At 64.8% G+C, this 24786-nt stretch carries 19 protein-coding genes and 1 pseudogene; 5 read left to right on the forward strand and 15 right to left on the reverse strand.

Annotated elements, in window-relative coordinates:
- Window positions 1-5 precede the first annotated feature (5 nt).
- From sdhD to QZT63_RS00500, 3 genes are all read right to left on the reverse strand, one after another.
- Entirely contained in the window at window positions 6-386 is a 381-nt protein-coding gene (gene sdhD / locus QZT63_RS00490) for a succinate dehydrogenase, hydrophobic membrane anchor protein (RefSeq protein ID WP_290647716.1), read from the reverse strand.
- Window positions 383-778: a succinate dehydrogenase, cytochrome b556 subunit gene (sdhC, locus tag QZT63_RS00495; protein ID WP_290647717.1), complete on the reverse strand. Its 396-nt coding sequence runs from the start codon at window positions 776-778 to the stop codon at window positions 383-385. The genes sdhD and sdhC overlap by 4 nt, the downstream gene beginning before the upstream one ends.
- 128 nt (window positions 779-906) lie before the next feature.
- Complete coding sequence (locus QZT63_RS00500) at window positions 907-1092, reverse strand: succinate dehydrogenase assembly factor 4 (protein ID WP_290647718.1); 186 nt, start codon at window positions 1090-1092, stop codon at window positions 907-909.
- Window positions 1093-1160: 68 nt separating this feature from the next.
- Here QZT63_RS00500 and QZT63_RS00505 point away from each other — a divergent pair, with 68 nt between their 5' ends.
- Window positions 1161-2237: a hypothetical protein gene (locus tag QZT63_RS00505; protein WP_290647719.1), complete on the forward strand. Its 1077-nt coding sequence runs from the start codon at window positions 1161-1163 to the stop codon at window positions 2235-2237.
- A gap of 60 nt (window positions 2238-2297) precedes the next feature.
- On the opposite strand, the gene lysS is transcribed toward QZT63_RS00505, so the two are convergent.
- The 6 genes from lysS to QZT63_RS00535 all read right to left on the reverse strand — a co-directional run bounded on the left by lysS (window position 2298) and on the right by QZT63_RS00535 (window position 11210).
- Window positions 2298-3797, reverse strand: coding sequence for a lysine--tRNA ligase (gene lysS / locus QZT63_RS00510; RefSeq protein ID WP_290647720.1), 1500 nt, complete (start codon window positions 3795-3797; stop codon window positions 2298-2300).
- A 20-nt stretch (window positions 3798-3817) separates the two neighbouring features.
- A protein-coding gene (gene prfB / locus QZT63_RS00515) for a peptide chain release factor 2 (RefSeq protein WP_290647721.1) occupies window positions 3818-4913 on the reverse strand; the annotation gives its coding sequence in 2 pieces (ribosomal slippage) (window positions 3818-4840 and window positions 4842-4913; 1095 coding nt in all).
- A 68-nt stretch (window positions 4914-4981) separates the two neighbouring features.
- Complete coding sequence (gene hrpA, locus QZT63_RS00520) at window positions 4982-8884, reverse strand: ATP-dependent RNA helicase HrpA (protein ID WP_290647722.1); 3903 nt, start codon at window positions 8882-8884, stop codon at window positions 4982-4984.
- A 6-nt stretch (window positions 8885-8890) separates the two neighbouring features.
- Window positions 8891-9463 (reverse strand): metallophosphoesterase family protein, encoded by a 573-nt coding sequence (locus QZT63_RS00525; protein ID WP_290647723.1) that lies wholly within the window; start codon window positions 9461-9463, stop codon window positions 8891-8893.
- Between the two features lie 9 nt (window positions 9464-9472).
- The gene (gene thrH / locus QZT63_RS00530; RefSeq protein WP_366635406.1) at window positions 9473-10078 is read right to left on the reverse strand and encodes a bifunctional phosphoserine phosphatase/homoserine phosphotransferase ThrH; all 606 of its coding nucleotides are present in this window, start codon (window positions 10076-10078) and stop codon (window positions 9473-9475) included.
- 184 nt (window positions 10079-10262) lie between these two features.
- A complete protein-coding gene (locus QZT63_RS00535; RefSeq protein WP_290647725.1) occupies window positions 10263-11210 on the reverse strand; it encodes a 5'-nucleotidase in 948 nt (315 codons plus the stop codon).
- Between the two features lie 170 nt (window positions 11211-11380).
- Between QZT63_RS00535 and QZT63_RS00540 the strand changes: the two genes are divergently transcribed.
- On the forward strand, window positions 11381-13066 hold the full coding sequence (locus tag QZT63_RS00540; RefSeq protein ID WP_290647727.1) for an isovaleryl-CoA dehydrogenase: 1686 nt from the start codon (window positions 11381-11383) through the stop codon (window positions 13064-13066).
- A 209-nt stretch (window positions 13067-13275) separates the two neighbouring features.
- The gene (locus QZT63_RS00545) at window positions 13276-13947 is read left to right on the forward strand and encodes a Bax inhibitor-1/YccA family protein (protein WP_290647728.1); all 672 of its coding nucleotides are present in this window, start codon (window positions 13276-13278) and stop codon (window positions 13945-13947) included.
- Between the two features lie 47 nt (window positions 13948-13994).
- Here the strand turns inward: QZT63_RS00545 and cobA are convergent.
- A pseudogene (gene cobA, locus QZT63_RS00550) lies at window positions 13995-14789 on the reverse strand (uroporphyrinogen-III C-methyltransferase); the annotation flags it as partial.
- 604 nt (window positions 14790-15393) lie between these two features.
- Between cobA and cysB the strand changes: the two are divergent.
- A complete protein-coding gene (cysB, locus tag QZT63_RS00555) occupies window positions 15394-16374 on the forward strand; it encodes an HTH-type transcriptional regulator CysB (RefSeq protein WP_290647729.1) in 981 nt (326 codons plus the stop codon).
- A gap of 58 nt (window positions 16375-16432) precedes the next feature.
- Here the strand turns inward: cysB and QZT63_RS00560 are convergent, their stop codons facing one another.
- The 5 genes from QZT63_RS00560 to QZT63_RS00580 form a co-directional block, all read right to left on the reverse strand.
- Entirely contained in the window at window positions 16433-16993 is a 561-nt protein-coding gene (locus tag QZT63_RS00560; protein WP_290647730.1) for a hypothetical protein, read from the reverse strand.
- 225 nt (window positions 16994-17218) lie between these two features.
- Window positions 17219-18493 (reverse strand): serine--tRNA ligase, encoded by a 1275-nt coding sequence (gene serS, locus QZT63_RS00565; protein ID WP_290647731.1) that lies wholly within the window; start codon window positions 18491-18493, stop codon window positions 17219-17221.
- 154 nt (window positions 18494-18647) lie between these two features.
- Window positions 18648-19928 (reverse strand): replication-associated recombination protein A, encoded by a 1281-nt coding sequence (locus QZT63_RS00570; protein WP_290647732.1) that lies wholly within the window; start codon window positions 19926-19928, stop codon window positions 18648-18650.
- Between the two features lie 35 nt (window positions 19929-19963).
- Complete coding sequence (lolA, locus tag QZT63_RS00575; RefSeq protein ID WP_290647733.1) at window positions 19964-20605, reverse strand: outer membrane lipoprotein chaperone LolA; 642 nt, start codon at window positions 20603-20605, stop codon at window positions 19964-19966.
- Window positions 20606-20628: 23 nt separating this feature from the next.
- On the reverse strand, window positions 20629-22959 hold the full coding sequence (locus QZT63_RS00580) for a DNA translocase FtsK (protein WP_290647734.1): 2331 nt from the start codon (window positions 22957-22959) through the stop codon (window positions 20629-20631).
- Window positions 22960-23513: 554 nt separating this feature from the next.
- Between QZT63_RS00580 and QZT63_RS00585 the strand changes: the two genes are divergently transcribed.
- Window positions 23514-24740, forward strand: a complete 1227-nt coding sequence (locus QZT63_RS00585) for a GNAT family N-acetyltransferase (protein ID WP_366635413.1) — start codon at window positions 23514-23516, stop codon at window positions 24738-24740.
- Window positions 24741-24786 lie beyond the last annotated feature (46 nt).

Consider the following 24786-nt stretch of genomic DNA (forward strand, 5'->3'; position numbering starts at 1 on the left):
TGCGTTCAGCCTCCAAAGGCGATGCTGAGCACGGCCAGGATGCCCGTGAGTGCGAGGATCACAGCCAGGAATTTAACGGCAATGACGGCGGCGAGCTGCACGGCCTTGTTGCCCACGTAGTCTTCCAGCACCACCTGCAGCCCGAGCTGCGCGTGATAGAACGCGGCGGCCAGCAACAGAATCACCGCCCCCGCCGTGATCGGTGACGCGATCCAGGCCCGCGCGGCCTCATACCCGCCGCCGGCGTTGATCGCAATGGAAAACGCGAACCAAAGGACAAGTAGCAACAGGGCGATAGCGCTCACTCGCTGCATCAGCCAGTGGTGTGTTCCGCCCTTCGCGGAGCCGAGGCCGCGCGCCTCCTTGACGGGTGTTCTCAGGTTCATCCTCCCCCCCCAGTGGTCAGCGCCACAATCCACACGATTACCGTCAGGCCCACCGCGCCGGCAACCGCGGCCTGCCCGGAGCGCCAGGCGGTGTCCAGCTCAAAGCCCTTGCCGGCGTCCCAGAACAGATGCCGAACTCCATTACACAGGTGATAGAACAGCGCCAGGCTGAAGAAAAACAGAACGAACAGCCCGGGCCAGGATCCCAGAATTGCCTGGGCACGCTCAAACGCAGCCGGGCCGCTCGCCAGGGAAACCAGCCAGTAGATCACCAGCAGCGAACCAATGGTATTCACGACTCCTGCCAATCGGTGGCAAATGGAGAGTCCGGAGGTCCATTGGGGTCGGTAGATCTGCAGATGGGGGGACAGCGGTCGATTATCGGTTGGCATCGTGACTCGCTCCGCGTGGGCCAAAAGCGGCAGTTAAACTAAACTGTCCTTCCGGGCGATGCAAGCTGGCACCACGCCGGAAAGCCGGACTTGGTCGAAGCTGGGGTCGCCAGTGGGAGTGGGTGGCCTTAGAAATCCGTGCAGCGCCCACCTTTCTCCCAATCGCCATACCGGGTCGGCTCGGGGCCGGCCTGACCACCGAACTCATCCGGCCATGTACTCGGGTCGGCGGGATCCATCGTGTTATCCTGCGATTGGGCCTCGCGGGAGTCCTGAGGCACTGACTGCCGTTGATCCGGTGTACGCTGTGTCATGACGTCGGCCTCCTGAGCGGATAAGTTCTCGAGTATGCCACACCATAACGCGTATACGGCAGTGCACAATGAGCAATCGTCCCGAGACCGCACCGACCATTGACTGGTACACGCTACTGAGCCTGCAACAGGCGCGCTTCGACGGGCAGGGCCGGCTACTTGACTTTGGCGACGCCGCGGGGGAACTCCACGCGGTCCTTGGCGCCGGCGGCGTGATGCCATTGCCAGGGGTTGGGGTTATACGGGTCGTCGGCCAAGACGCCCCCGCCTTTCTCCACGCCCAGCTCAGCCACAGTGTAGACGATCAGGGGACCGAGCAATGGCGGCTGGCGGGTTACTGCAATCCGAAGGGCCGCCTGCTGGGGCTATTTCAGGTGGTGCGCCTGGAGGCCGACGACTTCCTGCTACTGACCGATGCCAGCCTGATCGAGCCCCTGGTCAAGCGGTTACGCATGTTCGTGCTGCGCGCGCGGGTCGCGCTGCAGGATTTCACGGCGCACGCCGGCGTCTGGGGTGCCACCGGCTCGGGAGCCGCAGCTCTGACGGAGCTCACCGGCACACTACCCCAGGGCGTGGGGGCGGCCATGCACGCGGGCGATACCACCGTGCTCAACCTTAACGCAGACACGGAGCGCTTCCTGGTGATCGCCCATGCCCGCGACGCGGCCGGCCTTTGGCGCGGGCTGACCGCCGGCTCCCGGCCCATCACACCCGCGGCGTGGACGCTGCTGGAGGTGCGCGCCGGCGTGCCCAGCATCACCGCCGGTACCTCGGAGCGGTTTGTGCCGCAGCAGGTCAACCTCGACCTCATCGACGGCATCGACTTCCGCAAGGGCTGTTACCCTGGCCAGGAGGTGGTGGCGCGCATGCACTACCGGGGCAAGGCGAGCCGGCGCATGTTCGGCCTGGCGACGCCCGGGGGTCAGGCGCCCGCGCCTGGCGACAGCGTGCTCACGGCGGATGGCGAGACCGCCGGCGAGATCGTCCAGGGTGTCGCCGGTCCGACGGGAGTCGAAGCGCTCGCCGTGCTGCGAGTGGAGTTTCGTGACCGACAGGACCTGCGCATCGCTGGCCAAGCGGCCCGCTTTATGCCGCTGCCCTATCCTGTGCCCCCAGTGGCCGAGGACGAAGCGGCGGGAAAGTAGTCCACGTGGCCTGATGCGGAGATGGCAAACCCCGCGGGGAGGTGAGTACCCGTCAGGAGATTAGCCTTCGGGGCGCATGGCCGGGAAGAGCAGCACGTCCCGGATGGACGCCTGATCGGCAAACACCATCACCAGTCGGTCGATGCCGATGCCCTCGCCCGCCGTGGGCGGCAACCCGTATTCCAGCGCGCGGATGAAATCGGCGTCGTATTGCATGGCCTCTTCGTCGCCGGCGTCTTTCTCGGCCACCTGCGCCTGGAAGCGTTCGGCCTGGTCCTCGGCGTCATTGAGCTCGGAGAAGCCGTTGGCGATCTCCCGGCCGCTGATGAAGAGTTCGAAGCGTTCCGTGACAAACGGGTTGCTGTCCTTGCGCCGCGCCAGGGGCGAGACTTCCTTGGGATAATCAACAATAAACGTGGGTTTGCGCAGCTGGTGCTCCACCGTTTCCTCGAAGATTGCGAGCTGCAGTTTGCCGAGGCCGGCGTCGTCATCGGCGGGCAAGCCGAGCCGCTGGCAGACGGCGCGCGCCGCCCCCAGCTCGTCGAGCTCCTGGGGTCGAATGTGCTCGTTGTAGCGCAGAATCGCATCCCGCATGGCCAGCCGCTGGAAGGGCTTGCCCAGATCCACCGGCTCCCCCTGCCAAGTCAGCTCCGGCGCCCCCTTGAGCTCCACGGCCAGCGCGCGCAGCAGTTCCTCGGTCAGGTCCATGAGGTCATGATAATCCGCGTAGGCCTGATAGACCTCCAGCATGGTGAACTCGGGATTGTGCCGCGTGGACACACCCTCGTTGCGGAAATTGCGGTTGATCTCGTAGACCTGCTCGAAGCCGCCCACCACCAGCCGCTTCAGGTAAAGCTCCGGGGCGATGCGCAGGTAGAGTGCCATGTCGAGCGCATTGTGATGGGTGACGAAGGGACGCGCCGCCGCTCCACCGGGGATCTGCTGCATCATCGGCGTCTCCACTTCCAGGAAACGCCGGGCGTTGAAGAAATCCCGGATGAACTGGATGATGCGGCTGCGCACGTAGAAGACCTCGCGGACCTCGGGGTTCATGATCAGATCCACGTAGCGTTGCCGGTAACGCGCCTCCTGGTCTGTCAGTCCGTGGTACTTCTCCGGAAGCGGCCGCAGGGACTTGGTCAGCAGCACGATACGCTCGACGCTGATGGACAGCTCCCCGGCCCGGGTGCGAAACAGCGTGCCCTCCGCGCCGATGATGTCGCCCACATCCCATCTCTTGAAGTCCTGGTAATGGCCGTCGGGCAAATCATCCCGGCGCACATAGAGTTGGATGCGCCCGGTCATGTCCTGGAGCTGGGCAAAGCTGGCCTTGCCCATGACGCGCTTGGCCATCATGCGTCCGGCCACGCGCACCCGGACCCCGTCGGCTTGTAGCGTCTCGTTGTCCAGGTCGCCGTAAGCGCCGAGCAGATCGGCCGCGCAGGCATCCCGGCGGAAGTCGTTGGGAAACGCATTGCCGCTCTCGCGCCAGGCCTTGAGCTTCTCCCGGCGTTGGGCGATGAGTTTGTTGTCGTCGGTTTCCGGGTTGTTCTTGCTCACGGGCTTGGCTGCTCGCTCGGTCAGACGTCTGCTTTGAGACTGGCTTCGATAAAGCGGTCCAGATCCCCATCGAGTACGGCCTGGGTGTTGCCGATTTCCACGCCCGTGCGCAGGTCCTTGATCCGGGACTGATCGAGCACGTAGGAGCGGATCTGGCTGCCCCAGCCGATATCGGACTTGCCGTCCTCCACCGCCTCCTGGGCCTTGCGGCGCTTGTGCATCTCGTATTCGTAGAGCTTGGCGCGCAGCTGGTTCATGGCCGTGGCGCGGTTCTTGTGCTGGGAACGGTCGTTCTGGCACTGCACGACGATGCCCGTGGGCGTGTGGGTGATCCGCACTGCCGACTCAGTGGTATTGACGTGCTGCCCGCCGGCACCGCTCGCGCGATAGACATCGATGCGCAGCTCCGAGGGATCGATTTCGATCTCGACGTTGTCGTCGATCTCGGGGGAGACAAACACGGCCGCAAAGGAGGTATGCCGGCGATTGCCCGAATCGAAGGGCGATTTGCGCACCAGGCGGTGGACCCCCGTTTCGGTTCGCAACCAGCCAAACGCGTGGTCGCCTTCGAAGCGGACCGTCGCGCTTTTGATACCGGCGACATCCCCTTCGGAGAGCTCGATAATTTCAGTGTTGAAGCCCCGGTGCTCACCCCAGCGCAGGTACATGCGCAGCAGCATGTTGGCCCAGTCCTGGGCCTCCGTACCGCCCGATCCGGCCTGGATATCCACAAACGCGTTGCACGCATCCATTTCCCCGGAAAACATGCGCTGAAACTCCAGCCCCTCGACGGCCCGCTCGTAGTCGCGCAGGTCCGCTTCCACCGCCGCGACGGTGTCGGCATCGTCTTCCTCCTGGGCCATGTCCAGGAGTTCCTCAATGTCACCGAGGCCGGCGCCCAGTTCCTCGAGCTTTTCGACCTGGTCCTGGAGTCGGGAGCGCTCGCGATTCAGGGTCTGGGCTTCTTCCGGGTCGTCCCAGATGTCCGGGTTTTCAAGCAGCCGCAGGACTTCCTCCAGGCGTTCCTTCTTGCCCGGGTAGTCAAAGGTACCCCCTCAGCGCGTCGACGCGCTGACGCAGATCGGCAGCTTGAGAGTACAAGGCGTTGATTTCCATAACGCGCCCATGTCGGCATGTGGGAAGGAGCGCATGGTACTACAGGGGGTCACAGGACACTAGCAGGGTTAGCGTACGGCCCGCCACTGCTGGCGCAGCCGTTTCTCGGATGCCGGCGCCGCCGTGCCGAGATGCTGGGCGAAAAGCGAGACGCGAAACTCCTCCAGGAGGAAACGAAAGCGCTGGAGTTGGGTATCGTCGATCCCCTCGCGCGCATGTCGGGACGCCCGCTCGAGATAGGCCTCCCACCAGGGGCGCACCAGGTGCGTGCGCTGCGCATCCCGACGCGGATCCTGCCGCTGCTTCTCGACACGATGGGCCAGGCCGTCCAGATAACGGGGGAGGTGCTCCAACAGCCCCGCTGGCAGGCGCGCCAGGAAATGGGGAAACACTAGGTGATTCAGGTGCTCACCCATGTCCCGGAAGCTATCCATGCCCTCCACTCCGCGGGGCTCCCGCAGCGACTTGCGCAGCGTGTGAAAGCGCTCGAGGATACGCGCCACCCGGCGGGCAAACCGTTCGCCCTGTTCCACCAACTCGCCCCGACCCCGCTCGAGCACATGCTCGAAGGCCTGCCCCGTGGCTGGCAGGGTTTCGCCGTTGAGGAACACTTGCTCGACCACCGCGGCCAGGATGTCGTCCTGGAGTTCGTCGCTGCTGCCCAGTCCGCGGTACTGCAAGGCCATCGTCTGGAACTCCGGCAGGTTCCCGCGCAGGTGGTCAACCTGATCCCGGAGCTGAAGCTGGATCAGCCGGCGCAGGCCGGCGCGCGTGGCCTGCGCAGCCGCGTCCGGGGAGTCCTTGACGCGCAGCGCAACGCTCTTGCCGCGATCCTCCAGCGCGGGAAAACCGCGCACGGTCATGCCATGCTGCCGAAATTCCACCGCCTCCGGCAGCTCGCCGAAATCCCAGCGCGTGATGCCCTCTCGCCCCCACTGCGGATCTGGGCTGGCCACGCGAAAGTCCTGGCTGGCCTGGTCGCCGAGGTCACGCTGCAACGCGGTCAGGTCGCGCCCCTGGGCAATGCGCTCGCCTTCGGCATCGTAGACCTGGATATTCATCACCAGATGCGCAGGCAACGCCACGGCCGCCCATGTCTCGGGAGGAACGTCGACACCGGTCATGCGGTGCAGTTGCCGGCGCAGGGCATCGAGCAGCCCGCCCTGCGCCGGTGCCATGGCCTCCAGCGCTGCCCGGGCGAAATCCGGCGCCGGCACAAAATTGCGGCGCAGGGACTTCGGCAGTCCGCGGATCAGCGCGGTCACCTTCTCCTCGATGAGCCCGGGCACCAGCCACTCCAGGGGTTCAGGACGGAGCTGGTTCAGGGCCGCCAGGGGCACCTGCAGCGACACCCCATCCTCCGGGTGTCCGGGTTCGAAATGATAGCGCAGCGGCAGGCGCAGTTCCCCGATGGCGAGCTCCTCGGGGTAGCGCTGCGCCGTCACCCCCTCGGCCTCATGCTGCATAAGGGTGTCACGGGTCATGTACAGCCGGTGCGGCTCGGTTTTCTCCACAGTCTGCCGCCAGCGCTCGAAGGCGCGCAGGTCGTTCACCTCGGCGGGTACGCGCTCGGCGTAGAAGGCATACCGGCGATCGGTGTCCACAAGCACATCGCGCCGCCGGGACTTCTCTTCCAGCTCCTGGATCTCGGCGATGAGCTGCCGGTTGTGCTCGCGAAAGTGCCCCTCGCTGTCGACCCGATCCTCTGCAAGGCCCTCGCGCAGGATCACCTCGTGGGCATCGATTGGTGCCACGCGGCCATAGTCCACTTTTCGCCCGGTGACCAGTGGCAAGCCGTACAGCGTTACGGTCTCATGGGCCGTGACGCGCCCGCGGCGGCGATCCCAATGGGGCTCGGCATAGTGGCGCTGGACGAGATGATCGGCCAGGGGCTCCACGTCCCGCGGGTCCGTGGCTGCCACGGTGCGGGCAAACACCCGCGAGGTTTCCACGACCTCCGCGGCCACGATCCACTTCGGACGCCGCTTTGCCAGCGCTGAACCGGGAAAAATAGTCAGCTTGAGGTTGCGGGGGCCCACATAGCCCTGGTCATCGTTGCGCATGGCCACGTTGCCGAGAAGTCCGGTTAGCAGTGCCCGGTGCAGTGCCTTGTAGCCGGCAGGGTCGGTGTTAATCCGCAGCCCCATGCCGGAGACCAGCTCCTTCAACTGGCGGTGGATATCGCCCCAGTCGCGCATGCGCAACGGGTTGAGATAGCGCTCGCGGCACCAGCGGTTGAGCTTGTTCCGCGAGAGGTGCCGCCCGGCATCCCGGTAGTCCGTCCAAAGATTGACGAAGCCCAGGAAATCCGAGCGTTGGTCGCGCCATTGGCTGTGGGCTTGATCCGCCGCCTGCTGCGCCTCTACCGGGCGCTCGCGGGGATCCTGGATGCTGAGCGCGGCGACGATCACCAGCACCTCCGCCAGGGCGCCCTCCTCGCCTGCGGCCATCAGCATGCGCGCGAATGCGGGGTCCACCGGCAGGCGGGCCAGCTGCCGGCCCTGATCGGTGAGTCGGTGTGTGGCGTCCACGGCGCGCAACGCGTGGAGCAGCCGGTAGCCGTCATTGATATAGCGCTGGTCCGGGGCCTCGACGAACGGGAACGCCTGCACCGAACCGAGTCCCAGGGACTGCATTTGCAGGATGACCGATGCCAGATTGGTGCGCAGGATCTCCGGGTCGGTGAATTCCGGGCGCGAGCGGAAGTCATCCTCGCTGTACAGGCGGATGCAAATGCCCGGTGCCACACGGCCACAGCGCCCGGCGCGCTGTTTGGCCGAGGCCTGGGAGATGGGCTCGATGGGCAGCCGCTGGATCTTCGTACGGTAACTGTAGCGGCTCAGCCGGACCAGCCCCGTATCCACAACGTAGCGGATGCCCGGCACCGTCACTGAGGTTTCGGCCACATTGGTGGCCAGGACGATGCGTCGGCCCTGATGCGGCTGAAACACGCGCTGTTGCTCGGCGGCACTGAGCCGGGCGAACAGGGGTAAAATCTCCGTGCCCGGCGGGTGCCGCTTACGGAGCGCTTCGGCGGTTTCCCGGATTTCCCGTTCGCTGGCGAGGAATACGAGAACGTCCCCGGGCCCCTCCTGGGCGAGCTCCTCCACCGCCTCGACGATGGCCGTTTGTTGATCGCGATCCGGGTTCTCGGCGAGCTCCGTTGCCAGGGGGCGGTAGCGCACCTCCACGGGATAGGTTCGCCCCGAGACGTGGACGATCGGCGCATTGTCGAAGTGGCGCGCGAAGCGTTCCGGATCGATGGTCGCCGAGGTGATGACGACCTTGAGGTCCGGACGCCGTGGAAGGAGCTGTTTCAGGTACCCCAGCAGGAAATCGATGTTGAGGCTGCGCTCATGTGCCTCGTCGATGATGACGGTATCGTAGGCATCGAGTTCGCGGTCGCCCTGGGACTCGGCGAGCAGCATGCCGTCGGTCACAAGCTTGATGTGGGTCGCCGTGCTGACGCGGTCCGTGAAACGGACCTTGTACCCCACCGCGCCTCCAAGCTGGGTGTGCAGTTCCTCGGCAATTCGTCCAGCGAGGGTCCGGGCGGCAATGCGCCGTGGCTGGGTATGGGCGATCATTCCGTCCACGCCCCGCCCCAGCTGCACGCAGATCTTGGGCAGCTGGGTGCTTTTGCCGGAGCCGGTTTCGCCGCACACGACGACCACCTGGTGATCGCGGATGGCCTTGGCCAGGGCGTCCCGGTGCGCGGTGACCGGTAAATCCTGAGGAAACTCCGGCGTCGGCAGGCTGGCGGCACGCTGGGCACGCCGGGCGACGGACGTTGCCACGTCGGCGCTCAGCCGGCGCAGGCCATGATCGTAGGGCTTGCCGGCCCGGGCTCGCTTGCGTAACCCCTGCAGGCGCTTTAGAAAGCCGCGCCGATCCGCACCCAGCGCGCAACGCACGCGCTCAGCCAGCTCGTCCAGGCTGTGGTCGGGACGTGGACCCGTGTCCCCGCTCATGGCCTCCTAGTTCGCTACCTGGGTGCGCCTGCGCCGCCCATCGCGGTTGGGATAACGCCGCGCTGGCAGCTGCACGGACTCGACGGACCACGCAGCCTCGGTGCAGCTTAGCAGCAGGCACGAGGGTCCGCCTTGGACGCGGGTCCGACCAGCTGCCCCCGGGTTGAGAATCCAGGGGTTGCTGTCGCAATCCATGGTCAGCCGGTGGCTGTGGCCGTACACCACGGCCCGGGCGTCCGCGTAGGTCTTGCGCAGATGGCGGTGACGCTCGCTCAGGGAGCGCGCGTCGTCCCCATGGGTCACCACGAGCAGGCCCCCGGGAAGCTCGAGCTGCGCAATGGCGGGCAGGTTCTCAAGAAAATGGGTTTCGGACGCCGCCCATTTCGCGGGCGTGTCGTTATTCCCGCGAATGGCGATCACCGAGATCCTTGGGTTGAGCGAGCATAAGACCTCTGCACCGCCCACGTCACCGGCATGCACAGCGTAGTCGCACGTGACGACGCGCTCGGCAATGCGCGGGTCGAGAAACCCGTGGGTGTCGGCGAGAATCGCGACGCGCGTGATCTGCGTAAGTGTCATGGCGCGTTATCACTCCGAAGACGCCGCTTCGATGGCGTTCCTGAGGGCTTCGTAGTCTCGGGTTACCGGGAACTGCGGAAAATCGTCAACGACGTTCTGGGGCGGCGCAAACAAAATCCCTGTTTCCGCTTGGCTCAACATGCCGACGTCATTGTAGGAATCCCCGGCCGCAGTCACGCGGAAATTGAGCTGCTGAAACGCGGCAACAGCGGCGCGTTTGTGGTCTGGCATGCGCAGGTGGTAGTCCACGATGCGTCCATCGGCGTCCGCCTCCAGCTCATGGCAAAACAGTGTCGGCCAGCCCAGCTGACGCATAATTGGCCGCCCGAACTCGTAGAAGGTGTCCGACAGGATGACGAGCTGGTAGCGCTCGCGAAACCAGTCGACAAATTCGCGCGCTCCGGGAAACGGCGACACGCTGTCGATAACCTCTCTCAGCGCCTCCATACCGAGCCCATGCCGGTGCAGAATGCGCAGGCGCTGACGCATGAGTTGGTCATAGTCCGGCACATCCCGGGTTGTCGCCCGCAGTTCCTCGATACCGGTGCGCTCGGCAAGCCCGACCCAGATCTCCGGCACGAGTACCCCTTCCAGATCGAGGCACACAATCTTCAAAACGGATCCGCTCCCTGCAACCAGCTCGGGCACCGGTCGGCCCCGCGGGGGCAAAACGCGCACACGGTAGTCGTTTTTGACCTGGCCCGCAAGAACACTACGTACACCGGCGTGCGGGCGCTGTGTCGTGGTTCACAACATCGCGAGGTCACCGGGATTCAAGGCCTGACCAGGCCCGCTCTGGTCAACCCTGGATTGCATCTGTGTCTTCAATATTGCCACCTGGCTGATGATTGGCGATGCCGTGCGGCACATGCCCTGTCGCCACCTGCTGGCTGGCAATCTCGCAGTGCCCCTGTTGATCATCGAAGAAGATATCGGCACCAAACGCCGCCAGGAAATCCGCCTTGGCGAGCCCCCCCAGGAAGAGCGCCTCGTCGATGCGGATATCCCAGTGGCGCAGAGTGCGGATGACGCGCTCGTGGGCCGGCGCACTGCGGGCGGTGACCAGCGCCGTGCGGATGGGGCTCGCCTCGCCGGAGGCGTCTTCCCGGCGCTGCAGCTGGTGCAGCGCGGCCAGGAACGACTTGAAAGGCCCGCCGGGCAGCGGTGAGCGGGCCTGCGCGCGCTCACTGGCCGAAAACGCCTCGAGCCCCGATTCCTGGAAGACACGTTCGGCGCTGTCCCCGAAGAGCACGGCATCGCCGTCAAAGGCGATACGCACCTCGCGTTCTTCCTGGGCGTTCACCTCACGTCCGGCCGATGGCAGGATCGTCGCCGCGGCATAGCCGAGGCTGAGTGCCTGGGCGACGTCGTTGGGGTCGGCGGACAGGAACAGGTGTGCCCCGAAGGCCGGGACATAGCGCCAGGGTCGCTCGCCATTGGTAAACGCAGCCCGGGTCACGTGGAGCCCGTAGTGCTCGATGGAATTAAACACCCGCAGCCCGGTATCGGCGCTGTTCCGCGACAACAGGATGACCTCAACTCCACCGTCTGTGCCCTCCAGGCGCAACAGCTTACGGACCAGATTGAACGCCACCCCGGGCGGCAGTATCTCGTCCTCGTGCTCGCGCTGGTAGCGGCAGTAAGCATCCACGCCCTGTTCCATGAAAACCCGATGGCTCTCGCCCATGTCAAACAGGGCACGGGAGGAGATCGCCACCACCAGTTTGCCGTCGAATGATACCGGCATCGGCGTGCCTCCACAGCTGTACTCAGGATTTGAACTTTGCTTCACTCATACTGTTAAGCCGGCCGCGTTCCAAGGAAGCGCTTCCTCGATTCGCATCTTCGCATACCGGATCGACGTACGCGGTAAGGAAGCACGAGCGGATTGCGGCGAACCGGCTGGAGGAGGAGACCATGGCCGCCCGTGACGGACAGCCCCTGCACCACACCGCAGCGTGGACGACCCATGATGTGGAAAACCAGCCCCCACCCTTTGAGGGCCGGAATCTTTACCTGACCGACAGGGTCCTGCGCGAGGCGGTGGAGCGTGAAGGCGGCGCGTGGGGCGATGAGCGTCTGCGCGCTTATGGGGAGCGGGCCGGTGGGGAACTCTGGGAGGCCGGTTTCGATGCCAACCGCAATCCGCCTGAGTTGCTCACGCACGATCGCTACGGCCACCGCATCGACCAGGTGAAGTTCCACCCGGCGTACCACACGCTGATGGAGGCGGCCATTGGCAGCGAAGTGCACGCCCTGTCCTGGAGACAGCCTGGGGTGGGCAGCCAGGTGGTGCGTTCGGCCCTGATGTACCTGCACAACCAGGCGGAAGCCGGCACCATGTGCCCGGTCACCATGACTCACGCCTCCATACCGGCGCTGCGGCACCAGCCAGAGGTTGCTAAACGCTGGGAACCCGGCATTCTCAGCAATCGGTATGACCCGCGTTTTCTGCCGCCTGACCAGAAGCAGGGCCTGACCCTGGGCATGGGTATGACCGAGAAGCAGGGCGGCTCGGACGTGCGCGCCAACACCACCCGGGCCACGGCCGTCGGCGCCGAAGGGCCCGGGCGCGACTACGAGCTGGTCGGCCACAAGTGGTTCTTCTCCGCGCCCATGTCCGATGCGTTTCTGGTCCTCGCCCAGTCGCGGGGCGGCCTGAGCTGTTTTCTGCTGCCGCGCTGGCGGCCCGACAGCACGGTTAATGCCATTGAAATCCAGCGGCTCAAGGACAAGCTGGGGAACCGCTCAAACGCCTCCAGCGAGGTCGAGTTCCACAACGCCCACGCGGTTATGATCGGCGACGAGGGTCGCGGTGTGCGCACGATCATTGACATGGTGGCGCAGACGCGCCTGGACTGCATGATCGGATCCACCAGCCTGATGCGCCACGGTCTGGCCCAGGCAATCCATCACTGCGGCTACCGGCGCGCCTTCGGCGGTATCCTTCTGGAACAGCCCCTCATGCGCAACGTCCTCGCGGATCTCGCCCTCGAAGTCGAAGGCGCGGTGGCGCTCACCTTTCGGATTGCCTCGGCGATGGACCAGCAGGCAACGGCACCCCGCGGGGGTGCGCTCGCGCGCATCGGCACCGCTTTGGGCAAGTACTGGATCTGCAAGCGGGCGGCCGGGCACATCACGGAGTCCCAAGAGTGCCTGGGAGGCGCCGGCTACGTGGAAGAACACGCCTTGCCGCGCCTGTACCGCGAGGCGCCGGTCAACGCGATCTGGGAGGGCTCTGGCAACATCCAGTGCCTGGATGTCTTGCGGGCCATGCACAAGAACCCGGAAACCGTGGAAGTGATGCTCTCGGAACTGCGACGCACGCAGGGCGAGAACCGCTGTCTGGATGCGGCGGTAAAACGCATCGAGCGGCGTCTGCATGGCGCTGCTGATTCGCCCTCTGATGCGCGGATGCTAGTGGAGGACATGGTGCTCGCCATGCAAGGGTCCTTGCTCGTGCGCGCCGGCACTCCGGCGGTTGCCGATGCCTTCTGCACCGCTCGCCTCGGCCCGGAGCGCACGCTGATGTACGGTGGTCTGTCCAGGGGCGCGGACCTGAATGCCATCGTGCAGCGGGCGTTGCCTGAGGCGGCAAACTGATTCATGCCGTTGCGGGAACCCGCCGTTGCGGGAACCCGGTTGCCGCCAGGGAGGTCTGTTGCATTGACAGGCGCCATCGGGCCCAGGGAATCTGACACCAGCCACGTTGTTAGGATCGTGCAGCGCGCGGCTTCGCGCTAGAATGTCGCCGTCGACCCGGGGAGTCTACGACCCCTGGGCTGGAATCAACTCAAGGAGGCAAGAACGAAATGACAAGCCACGAGCGTGTCGTCAGCACCCGCGGTGCACGGGCGATCGAGACCAACAAGGTCATCCGCAACACGTATTCCCTGTTGTCCCTGACCCTCGCATTCAGCGCCATCATGGCGGGCGTGGCAATGGCCACCAATGCGCCCCCCATGCCATGGTTCCTGGTTCTCGGCGGATACTTCGGTCTGCTGTTTCTGACCAATGCCCTGAAGAACAGCGCCTGGGGGTTGCTCTCGGTGTTCGCGTTGACGGGTTTCATGGGGTACACGCTGGGGCCGCTGATCAGCTTCTACCTGACCGCCGTCAGTAACGGTGGGCAAATCGTCATGACGGCCTTTGGCGGTACGGCCGCGATCTTCATCGGCCTGTCCGCGTATGCGCTGACCACCCGCAAGGATTTCTCCTTCATGGGCGGCTTTCTGTTTGCCGGCATCCTGGTGGCGTTCTTGGCTGGCCTGGGCGCGTTGGTCTTCCAGCTGCCGGGACTGATGCTGGCCGTGAGCGCCATGTTCGTGCTGCTGATGTCCGCCTTCATCCTGTACCAGACCAGCGCGCTGGTGCACGGCGGCGAGACGAACTACATCATGGCGACGGTGGGCCTCTACATTGCCATCTACAACCTCTTCACCAGCTTGTTGCATTTGCTGATGGCGTTCGGTGGCGATGATTGAGGCGTCGCCGGTCCGGCATGTCGCGGGCCGGCAGCGGCGCGTTACCCCTACTCCGGTGGCACCACCGGTCCGGGTGTCGTCGCCTCGGCCCAGGCCATCGCTTCGTTGCTGCCATCGAACCAGGCCAAGCGCTCGCGCAGTCTCACCACCTCGCCGATGATCAGTAGCGTGGGGGCGCGGATCCCTGCCCGTTCGACTGCCGCGGGAAGCTGCGTGAGTGGGGCGACGATGACCTGCTGAGCGACTGTGGTGCCTTGCTGCACCAGCGCTGCGGGCATATCCTCCCGCATGCCGTGGGCGACCAGGCCGTCGCAGAGCTCCCGCAGGCTGTGCAGCCCCATGTAAAAAACGAGCGTCTGCGCCTCGCGCACCAGGCCGCGAAAATCCAGATCCAGTGCCCCATTCTTGCGATGGCCAGTGGCAAATACACAGGACTGGGCGTAGTCCCGGTGGGTGAGCGGGATGCCGGCGTAGGCGGCGCAACCGCTGGCCGCAGTGATGCCCGGTATCACGCGGAACGGAATGCCCGCGTCCATCAGGTGTTCGATCTCCTCACCACCGCGTCCAAAGATGAAGGGGTCCCCGCCTTTGAGGCGGACCACGCGCTTGCCGGCTCCGGCGCGATCCAGGAGGAGCTGGTTGATCGCGTGCTGGGGAAGCGTGTGGTCCTGGCGGCGTTTGCCGACGAAAATGCGCTCGGCATGCGCGGGCACGAGATCCAGCAATGCTGCCGCGACCAGCCGGTCGTAAATGACCACATCCGCCTGTTGCAATGCTCGCATGCCCCGCAGGGTGAGCAGATCGGGAGCGCCCGGTCCCGCGCCAACGAGACTCACGTCACCGCGACGGCGAGTCGGTTGCCCGTCTGCGGCCTGATCGGTTGACGCCTCGGTTCCTGGGCCCGGCGCAACAGCCGCGTCAGCACCAGGCGCCCCTGCGGGTGACTGCACCGGGGGTTGAGACGGCGCCAGCGGCCGGGCCGTTCCCTGCTCGGGCCGTTCTGGGATCCACAACGGCACCCCGGCGTCGATTGCCGCGTCAGCCAGGGCCTGCGCATCGGCTTCCGAGAGGTCCAGAATGATCACCATGGCACTGCGCCGCACCATGGCCTCCAGGGCCTCGCGGGAGTCCGGCGGCGAGACCGGTTCAACGTCGGGGACACGGGTGCGACCCCATCCCCTGAACAGCGTCGCACGCAGCTGCAGGCACTGGAGCCGAGTGTCGCCATCGGCGCAGCCACCGAGGACGAGCACTGGCTTGCCGCGCGTGCTCAGTGTGAGTGTGAGCGCATCAGTCATTGAACCTCGCCTCCCCGGCGCCGCCTGAGGATGTGTCAACCCATCGGTTGCAGGAGACTAACGCCAGACCCTTATTTACAAAAGAAGCAATTTCATTTAGTGATATGCGAATGTGTTATATAGCGAATTGACTCCCGCGGGGCCTTTCATGAAGCTCAATCAGCTGCGCTATATCTGCGAGGTCGCTCGCCGCGACCTCAACGTCTCGGCGGCCGCCGAGGCGCTCTACACCTCGCAACCAGGAGTGAGTAAACAGATCAGGATGCTCGAGTCCGAATTGGGCGTCCAGATCTTCGAGCGAAGCGGCAAGCACCTCACGCAAGTGACAGCCGCCGGCAAGGAAATCCTGCAAGCCGCACAACGGGTCCTGGGTGATGTGGATAACATCCGTTCGATTGCGGAAGAGCACCTGGACGACGCCCGGGGCAGCTTGTCCATTGCCACAACCCACACCCAGGCCCGCCACGCGCTCCCGGGGGTGGTCAGTGCATTCCGCGAGCGCTATCCGCGTGTCAGCCTACACATGCATCAGGGAACGCCGATGCAGATCGCAGAGTTGGCGGCCCACGGCGGTGTGGACTTCGCCATCGCCACGGAGGCCATCGACCTGTTCGAGGACTTGGTGATGATGCCCTGCTACCGGTGGAACCGGAGTGTCATTGTCCCCGATGGCCACCCGTTGCTGGAAGAGGACCCGCTGACACTCGAGTCCCTGTCCAAGTATCCGCTGGTGACTTACGTGTTCGGCTTCACCGGCCGTTCCAAGCTGGACAAGGCCTACCGCCAGCGTGGTCTGGAACCGGAGGTGGTCTTCACGGCGACCGATTCAGAGGTCATCAAGACCTACGTGCGGCTCGGGCTCGGGGTGGGGATCGTGGCCACCATGGCCTACGAACCGGAGCGGGATCCGGGCCTCAAAGCCATCCCCGCCGGGCATTTGTTCGAGTCCAGCGTCACCAATATCGGCTTCCGCCGGGGAACCTATCTGCGCAGTTACATGTACGAATTTATTCAACTCTTTGCACCGCACCTGACCCGCGACGTGGTGGAGCGCTCCATGGCGGTGCGTACGCATGAGGAGCGTGCAGCGATGTTCAAGGAACTCGAACCGGCTCTTGCGCAGCGCTGATGGGGGCTCGCCGGGGACGCAGTACGTCCGTCCCCGGCTTGTTAGTGTCCCGTAACCATCAGCTGTCCAGATCGGCCTGTTTTCTGCCCCCGGACCGCGCCGACTTGATAGCCGAAGCGGGTGGGACCGTGCTCTGCTCCGCCTGCATCTCCTGGGTTGGTGCCGAGGCCGAATCACCCGCGGCAGGGACCGGGGCGATCTCCGGGTCCCCAGCCGTCTCGTCCACGGCCCGTAGGAACAACGGCAGGGTCTGCTGTTCGATACGCCGCACTTCCTGGAACCACTGCTCCCACATACGGGTACGCAGATCGAGCCAGCTCTCCATCATCTCGCCCCACTGTTGCGCAGCCCCACTGCCATCTCCGGGCTGCTCGGTGAGAGTTGATACTGACCCACACCACTGCGCGATCATCTCTTTTTCCACCTGAATCGTTCCGTGAACCAGTCGTTCAGAGACCTCAAGCCCCTCCCAAAAAGATCGATCCACCTCCCGAGTCAGGTCATCGGCGCTAACGTGTGTGCTCGGTGTCTGTTGCCATTGATCCCAGAATTGCCGGGATGTCGCGGCCATGCCATCGAACAGGGCCTCCATGGGCTGACTTGCTGGTTTGTGTTCCAAGTTGTTTCGCTCCTTGTTAGCTCGCGTCCCCCGATCAACACCCTATCCCGCGACACTCACAGCTCGCGCCACGCGATGTGTGTGCGCGCAGCAGTGAAGACGGTCGGGGTGATCAGGCTTCTCGCACGTTGCCACTCCGGCTGGGTTGCCGAATCCCGGCTTACTATCCTCCAAATCCGGCCGTTGACAAGTGTGGCGAAAGGGAGACAGTGACACGCTCTGCTTTCAGGTGGTGAGCCACTCTTGTCCGCCCATGTAGGGGCGCAGTACCTCGGGCATCCGCACCCGTCCGTTGGCGTGCTGGTAGTTTTCCAGGATGGCCACCAGGCAGCGCCCAACGGCCAGCCCCGAGCCGTTGAGCGTATGCACAGGCTCCGGCTTGCCGCTATCGGGGTTGCGCCAGCGTGCCTGCATGCGTCGCGCCTGGAAGGCTTCGCAATTACTGCACGACGAGATCTCGCGATAGCGCGCCTGGCCGGGGAGCCAGACCTCCAGGTCGTAGGTGCGGGCCGCCGAGAACCCCATATCCCCGCTGCACAGCAGCATCACCCGATAGGGAAGCTGCAGGGCCTGGAGCACTGCCTCGGCGTCGGCGGTGAGCCCTTCCAGCGCCGCGTCGGAGTCCTGCGGGCGAACGATCTGCACCAGCTCCACCTTCTCGAACTGGTGCTGGCGGATCATGCCGCGCGTGTCCTTGCCGTGGGAGCCGGCCTCGGCGCGGAAGCACGGGGAATGACAGACAAAGCGCAGGGGCAGCTCGTCGGCCTCGAGAATCCGCCCCCGGGCCAGGTTGGTCAGGGGCACCTCAGCCGTGGGGATCAGGTAGTAGGCCTGCTCGCCGGCCAGGGCGAAGAGATCGTCGCCGAACTTGGGCAACTGCCCGGTTCCCCGCAGACTCTCGGCATTGACGACGTAGGGCACATTGACCTCTTCATAGCCGCGTGCACCCTGGTGATCGAGCATGAACTGCACCAGCGCACGGTGGAGCCGCGCCATCGGACCCCGGAGGACCACAAAGCGCGAGCCCGTCAGGCGCGCGGCCGCCTCAAAATCCATCAGGCCGTTACGGCTGCCTAAATCGACATGATCCGCCGGGCGGAACGCGAACTGCGGCGGCTCACCCCAGCGGCGGACTTCCCTGTTGTCGTCCTCGTCGTTCCCGTCGGGGACGTCCGTCTGGGGGGTGTTGGGAAGGTCCATGTACAGGGCGTCGAGTTCGCTCTGCAGCGCCTCGAGTTGCTGTTTCGCGGCATCGAGCTGATCCCCCAGGCTGGAGACCTCGTCCAGGAGCGGCTGGAGGGCCTCGCCCTGCCCCTTGGCCTTGCCGATGGCCTTGGACCGGCGATTACGCTCGTTTTGCAGCTCCTGCACCCGCATCTGGAGTTCGCGGCGGCGCCCGTCCAAGCGCCGGTAGGCGTCAACGTCCAGGGTGTATCCGCGCCGGGCCAGGGCTGCAGCGGTGCCTTCCGGGTCACGACGCAGTTCGCGGGGGTCGAGCATGTCCGGTTATCCCTCATGGCGCTGTCCGACGGAGCGCGCATTGTACCGGGTCAGGTGGGTGAAAATAAGGCGGTGAAAATAAGGCGTGGGTTATACGACTCCACGCCGGGCCAGGTCTTGGTGCCTGACTGTGTCGGGGTGGCCGGGGGTGTGGTCATTTCGGCTTAGGCCGGCGGCGCCAAGGGGATTGGTTGTCCAGGGTGCGCAGACGCTCGAGGCGCTCGCGGATCTTTGCTTCCAGACCGCGCGGCAGGGGCTCGTAGAAGCGTTGCGGTGGCATGTCCTCGGGGAAGTAATCCTCGCCGGCCGCATACCCTTCAGGCTCGTCGTGGGCGTAGCGGTATTCCTCGCCGTAGCCAAGCTGGCGCATGAGCTTGGTCGGCGCATTGCGCAGGTGCAGCGGTACTTCCAGGGAGCCATGCTCCCGCGCCGCCTTCGTGGCTGCGTTGTAGGCGCTGTAGACGGCGTTGCTCTTGGGTACGCTGGCGAGATACGCGATGGCATGGGCAATGGCGAGCTCACCCTCCGGGCTACCCAGCCGTTCCTGCGCTTCCCAGGCGTTCAGCGCCACCTGAAGGCCGCGGGGATCGGCATTGCCGATATCCTCCGAGGCCATGCGAACCACCCGCCGCGCCACGTACAGCGGGTCGCAGCCGCCGTCGAGCATGCGGCAATACCAGTACAGTGCGGCGTTGGCGTCCGAGCCGCGGACGGCCTTGTGGAGCGCGGAGATCTGGTCGTAGAAGGCCTCGCCACCCTTGTCAAAACGGCGCAGGCCGGAGGCTGATGCCTCCGCCAGCACGGACGGGTCGATGACGCCGCGATCGGCGAGATCCGCGGCGATCTCAAGCAGCGTCAGGCCGCGCCGGGCGTCGCCGTCGGCAAGTTCCACGAGCTGATCCATGGCCTGCGGTTCGACGCTGAGGCCGCGGTCACCCAGACCGCGCTCGGCATCCGCAACAGCCCTGTGCAGCAGCCCTCGGAGCGCCTCCCGGGACAAGGCCCGCAAGACGTAGGTCCGCACGCGCGAGAGCAGTGCATTATTGAACTCAAACGAGGGGTTCTCCGTGGTGGCGCCGATAAAGACCAGCGTACCGTCCTCCACGAACGGCAAGAACGCGTCCTGCTGACTCTTATTGAACCGGTGCGCCTCATCGACGAACAGGATCGTGGCCTGACCGTGCTCGCGTCGCGCGCGCGCCTCCTCCACGGCGGCGCGGATGTCTTTCACGCCGCTCATCACTGCGGAGAGACTCATGAAGCGCGCCTCGCTGGCTTCAGCCACCAGGCGCGCCAGGGTCGTCTTGCCCGTACCCGGCGGACCCCACAGCACCATCGAGTGCGGGTGGCCGGCTTCGATGCTGCGGCGCAGGGCCTTGCCCGGCCCCAGCAGGTGGTCCTGTCCCAGAAATTCCGTGATGGTTCGCGGCCGCATCCGGTCAGCCAGCGGCCGGACGGGCGCGTGCCTGGTCAAGGGGTGTCGGTGCCCTGCTCGATGACGTCCATATCGTCGTCGGGCTCGAAACGGAAACGCTCGGCGTTCAGCGTCTCGTTGGTGCGCACGTTGCGCAGGATTAACTGGTTTTCCTGGCCCAGGCCGTCGCGCACCAGAATTTCCGCCGGCACACCGTCAGCTATGCGCAGCCGCACCCCCTCCACTTCCCAGGATTCGTCTCGCGGCGTCAATACGATCCAGTCTTCGTCCACCTCGATGCGAAACTGCTCCTCGAGCCCGGCCAACTGTCCGCTGAGCAGCACCGCCGGCCCCGTCCCCAGGGTTTCCTGCAGCGGGCGCACGGTGACCTGGTAAAGGTCCTTGTCGTGGATCCACAAACGCTCGCCGTCGGCCACGATGCGCTGCTCGAAGGGTTCCTCGTATAACCAGTCGAAACGATCGGGCCGCTGTATTGCCATGGTGCCGCGGCTCTCTTCCAGGATGCGCCCGTCCTCGTCGCGTACGACCTGTTCGAAGTCACCTTCCAGGGTGTCCACATCGTTGAAATAGGACTCCAGGGCCGCGCGCGGGTCAGCCGCTACCGGCGTGGAGGCCAGCGCGGCGGCGAGCAAGCCAAGGACCAACACGGCAATGCGCGGGATCGTGGTTCGTCTCATCAAAAAAATGCTCACAATGTTCTTCAATCCTTTGGTGGTGGCGGCGCCAGAACGTCGCGTCCGCCGTTCGATTGCAGAGGCCCCACGACCCCGCTTTGTTCCATCTGTTCGACGAGGCGTGCAGCACGGTTGTAGCCGATCTTGAGCCGCCGCTGCACCCCCGAGATCGAAGCGCGCCTGGTCTCGGCGACAATATGGACCGCCTGATCGTACAACGGATCCTGTTCGCCATCGACGCCGTCCTCGCCCGGGACACCGGGAAGGGGGCCATTGCTGGACGTCTCCTCGAGGATGCCGTCGACGTACTCGGGCTCCCCCAGTTCCATGAGGTGGTTGACGACACGGTGGACGTCATTATCGGACACGAAAGCGCCGTGGACGCGGGTGGGCAGGCTGCTACCGGACGACTGGTAGAGCATGTCCCCGTGTCCGAGCAGGGACTCGGCACCCATCTGATCCAAGATGGTGCGTGAGTCCACCCGGGAGGAGACCTGAAAGGCGATGCGGGTCGGTATATTGGCCTTGATCAAGCCGGTGATGACGTCCACCGACGGTCGCTGCGTGGCCAGAATCAAGTGCAGGCCGGCGGCGCGGGCCTTCTGCGCCAGGCGCGCGATCAGCTCCTCGACCTTCTTGCCGACCATCATCATCATGTCTGCGAATTCATCGACCACCACGACGATAAACGGCAGGGGCTCAAGCTCTGGCGCCTGCGCCTCGGGATCGTCGTCGGGGCGTTTCCAAAGCGGGTCCGCCAACGGCGCGCCGCGCTCGCTGGCCTCGCGTACCTTACGGTTATAGCCGGCGATGTTGCGCACACCAAGAGCCGCCATGAGGCGGTACCGACGTTCCATTTCGCCGACGCACCACCGCAGCGCGTTGGCCGCCTCTTTCATGTCTGTAACCACGGGGGCCAGCAGATGCGGGATGCCATCATAAATGGACAGCTCCAGCATCTTCGGGTCAACCATGATTAACCGCACGTCTTCCGGCCGGTTCTTGTAGAGCAGACTGAGAATCATCGCGTTGACGCCAACCGATTTCCCGGAGCCGGTCGTCCCTGCCACCAGCAGGTGTGGCATCTTGGCCAGGTCCACCACCACCGGCTCACCACCGATGTCCTTGCCGAGTGCCATGGACAGCGGTGACTGCGCCCGCTCCCAGGCCTGGGCGCGCACGATCTCGCTGAATGCGATGGTCTGCCTGTTTTCGTTGGGGATCTCCAGTCCGACGACAGATTTTCCGGGGATGATTTCCACCACGCGCACGCTGAGAACCGACAGCGCCCGGGCGAGATCCTTGGCGAGGTTGCTGATTTGGCTGACCTTGACGCCGGCGGCGGGCAAGGCCTCAAAGCGGGTGATGACCGGTCCGGGTTTCACCGCGACCACCTCGATCTCCACGCCAAAATCCGCCAGCTTCATCTCCAGCTGGCGGGACATCGCTTCCAGGGCATCCTTCGAATACCCCGCCTGGTGCTGTGGCGGCGCATCGAGCAACGTGACCGGCGGCAGCCCGTCGCCCGTGGGCTCCGCCCTAAACAGCGGCATCTGGCGCTCTTTGGCGACCTTTTTGCTCGACTTGGGCGCGGGCTTGTCCGGCTCGATCTGGGGCGCCTTGCGTGTGCGCTCCTGGCCCTTGTCCGGCTCAAGGACCGTTCGCCGGGCGCGTCGCGCGTGGCGGCCCGCCCAACTGTCCCTCAGGCGCGTGATCCCCTTGCCCAGGGCACTGAATGCGTTGAGGCAAAGGCGCCCGACCAGGTCCATGAGGCTGAGCCAGGACAACCCCGTGAACAGGGTGACGCTCGCCAGGAACACGGCGAGCAGCAGCAACGTGGCCCCGAGGAAGCTGAACATCGCCACCAGGGCGCCGCCAATGAGATCCCCGAGGATTCCGCCTGAGTGCAAGGGCACCGTGTGCGGCAGTGCCTCCACATGCAGTGTCGCCAGGCCGGCCCCGGAGGCCAGTGTCAGGATGAATCCCAGGCTGCGCAGGCCGAACACGCCCCAGTGGAACGCGCCATCACGGCGTTGCCAGCGCCAGGCGAGCCAGCCGGAGAGCGCGATCATAACGGGAAACAGATAAGCGAGATAACCGAATAGATACAAAGACAGGTCGGCAAACCAGGCGCCGGCAACGCCACCGGCGTTTTCCACTGGCCCGCCGACACCCGTGAAGCTCCAGCCCGGATCATTCGGGTGGTACGTAACCAGAGCCGCCAGGAGATAGATCGCCACAGCCAGGAGCAGAAACAGCATCGCTTCTCGCAGCCCTCGGCTGACGTGATGACCAAGCGGGGATGGGAGTTTGCTGCCGGCGCGGGGACCGGGATTGGAACTCGTGTGCTGGTTCATAATTGTGCGCTAATGTTGAAGTTCACCCTGTCGTCAGCGCACAGGGCGCCGACGGCGGCGTAACCGAATCGACCTCGAGGAGGAGCGGCGCGGTGCCGGTGGTGCAGGGGCCCGCCCTTCAGGCCCGCGGCGGTCCCTCGGTTGCGTTGTTGGTTGCGCGCGAGGTGGTTCAGGCGGGCTTGCCACACCCGCGCGCCGTCGCCTGACGACAGGAGCGCGGCGCTGCGCAGGAATGGCGCGCACTCGTCAATCAGAACACTAGCCACGGCAGATCAGCCCATCCATGTTCGAGAAATCCAATGCCCGCGCCTCTAGAAAACGACCAAGCTCTCATCTTGGCCCTTGCCCGATGAGTGCCCATCCATTCATATAATATTGTACGTCAACTGTAGAGGACAAGTTACTATATCACATGATATTTCGCAATGCGCTGGACTGGGTCACAGTCGTTTCGTTGGCGATCCCGGCGAGGCAAAGGAAACCGTCACTGTGGCGCCTCACATGGGCGCCGCTGACCAAAAAATTTCGATCCACTAGTGTACCGGATCCCGCCGATGCTGGCTGCCTGTTCCTGCCATCGGCAAAAGCGCTCGACAGTGGCCGCTGGCGCACTCTACCATCGCGCCATGGATGCTGCCGTGGTCACCGATCTAACCACAATCCCCGCCGCTGAATGGAATGAATTGCCCGGAACGGACAATCCGTTCCTGAGGCACGAGTTTCTTTGCGGTCTGGAGACCACCGGTTCCCTCTCCGCGGCGGTGGGTTGGCAACCCTATCACCTCGTGCTCCGCGATCATCAGGGCATCGCAGCGGCCATGCCAGGCTATCTCAAGGGCCATTCCTGGGGCGAGTTCGTGTTCGACTGGGCGTGGGCGGATGCCTACGAGCGCCATGGCGTGCCCTATTACCCGAAACTCGTCCATGCGGTCCCATTCACGCCCGCAACCGGGCCGCGTGTCCTCGTGCGGGCAGACCAGCCCATGGCCGATACCATTGCCGTTGCTGTTGAAGCGGCGCGCATGCTCGTGCGCCAACAGCATCTTTCCTCGGCGCACTGGCTGTTCCCGGAGCCCGGCCAGGCAAAGCATCTTGGTGACAGCGGGCTGCTACGGCGGACAGGCTGCCAGTTTCACTGGCATAATGATCCAGGGTACCGTGATTTTCAGGATTTCCTTGATCGGCTGACCTCGCGGCGGCGCAAGAGTATTCGCCGGGAGCGGCGTCAGGTGATGGAGGCAGGCGTCAATGTCGAGCTCAAGACCGGTGCGGAGATCACGGCCGCCGAATGGCGCGCGTTCCATGGGTTTTATGCCCAGACGTTTCGTCAGCACGGCAATAGTCCGCTGCTAACATGGCAGTTCTTCACGCATTGCGGGGCAACGCTCGGTGATCGGGTGCTGATGGTCCAGGCCCGCAGGGCCGGCGAGCTGATCGCCGCGGCTCTGCTTTTCCGCAGCCATGACAGCCTCTACGGTCGTTACTGGGGCGGCTGTACCGAAGTGCCGGGCTTGCACTTTGAGGCCTGTTACTACCAGGGAATTGAGTACTGCATTGCCCAGGGCATTCAGCGTTTCGAGCCCGGTGCACAGGGCGAGCACAAGATCAGTCGGGGTTTTTTGCCGACCGCGACCTACTCCGGGCATTGGATCGCCGACCCACGCTTCCGCGAGGCGATCGGCGATTTCCTGGAGCGGGAAACACCGCTGGTGAGACGCTACATCATGGAAATGGGCAAACACAGCCCTTACAAGCTGAACGGGGCAAACGCGCAGAGGTGACGCATGCAACGCCGGATTCACTGGCTCGATGACGGCGATGAAACGC

The organism is Aquisalimonas sp., assembly GCF_007120195.1.
Lineage (GTDB): Bacteria > Pseudomonadota > Gammaproteobacteria > Nitrococcales > Aquisalimonadaceae > Aquisalimonas.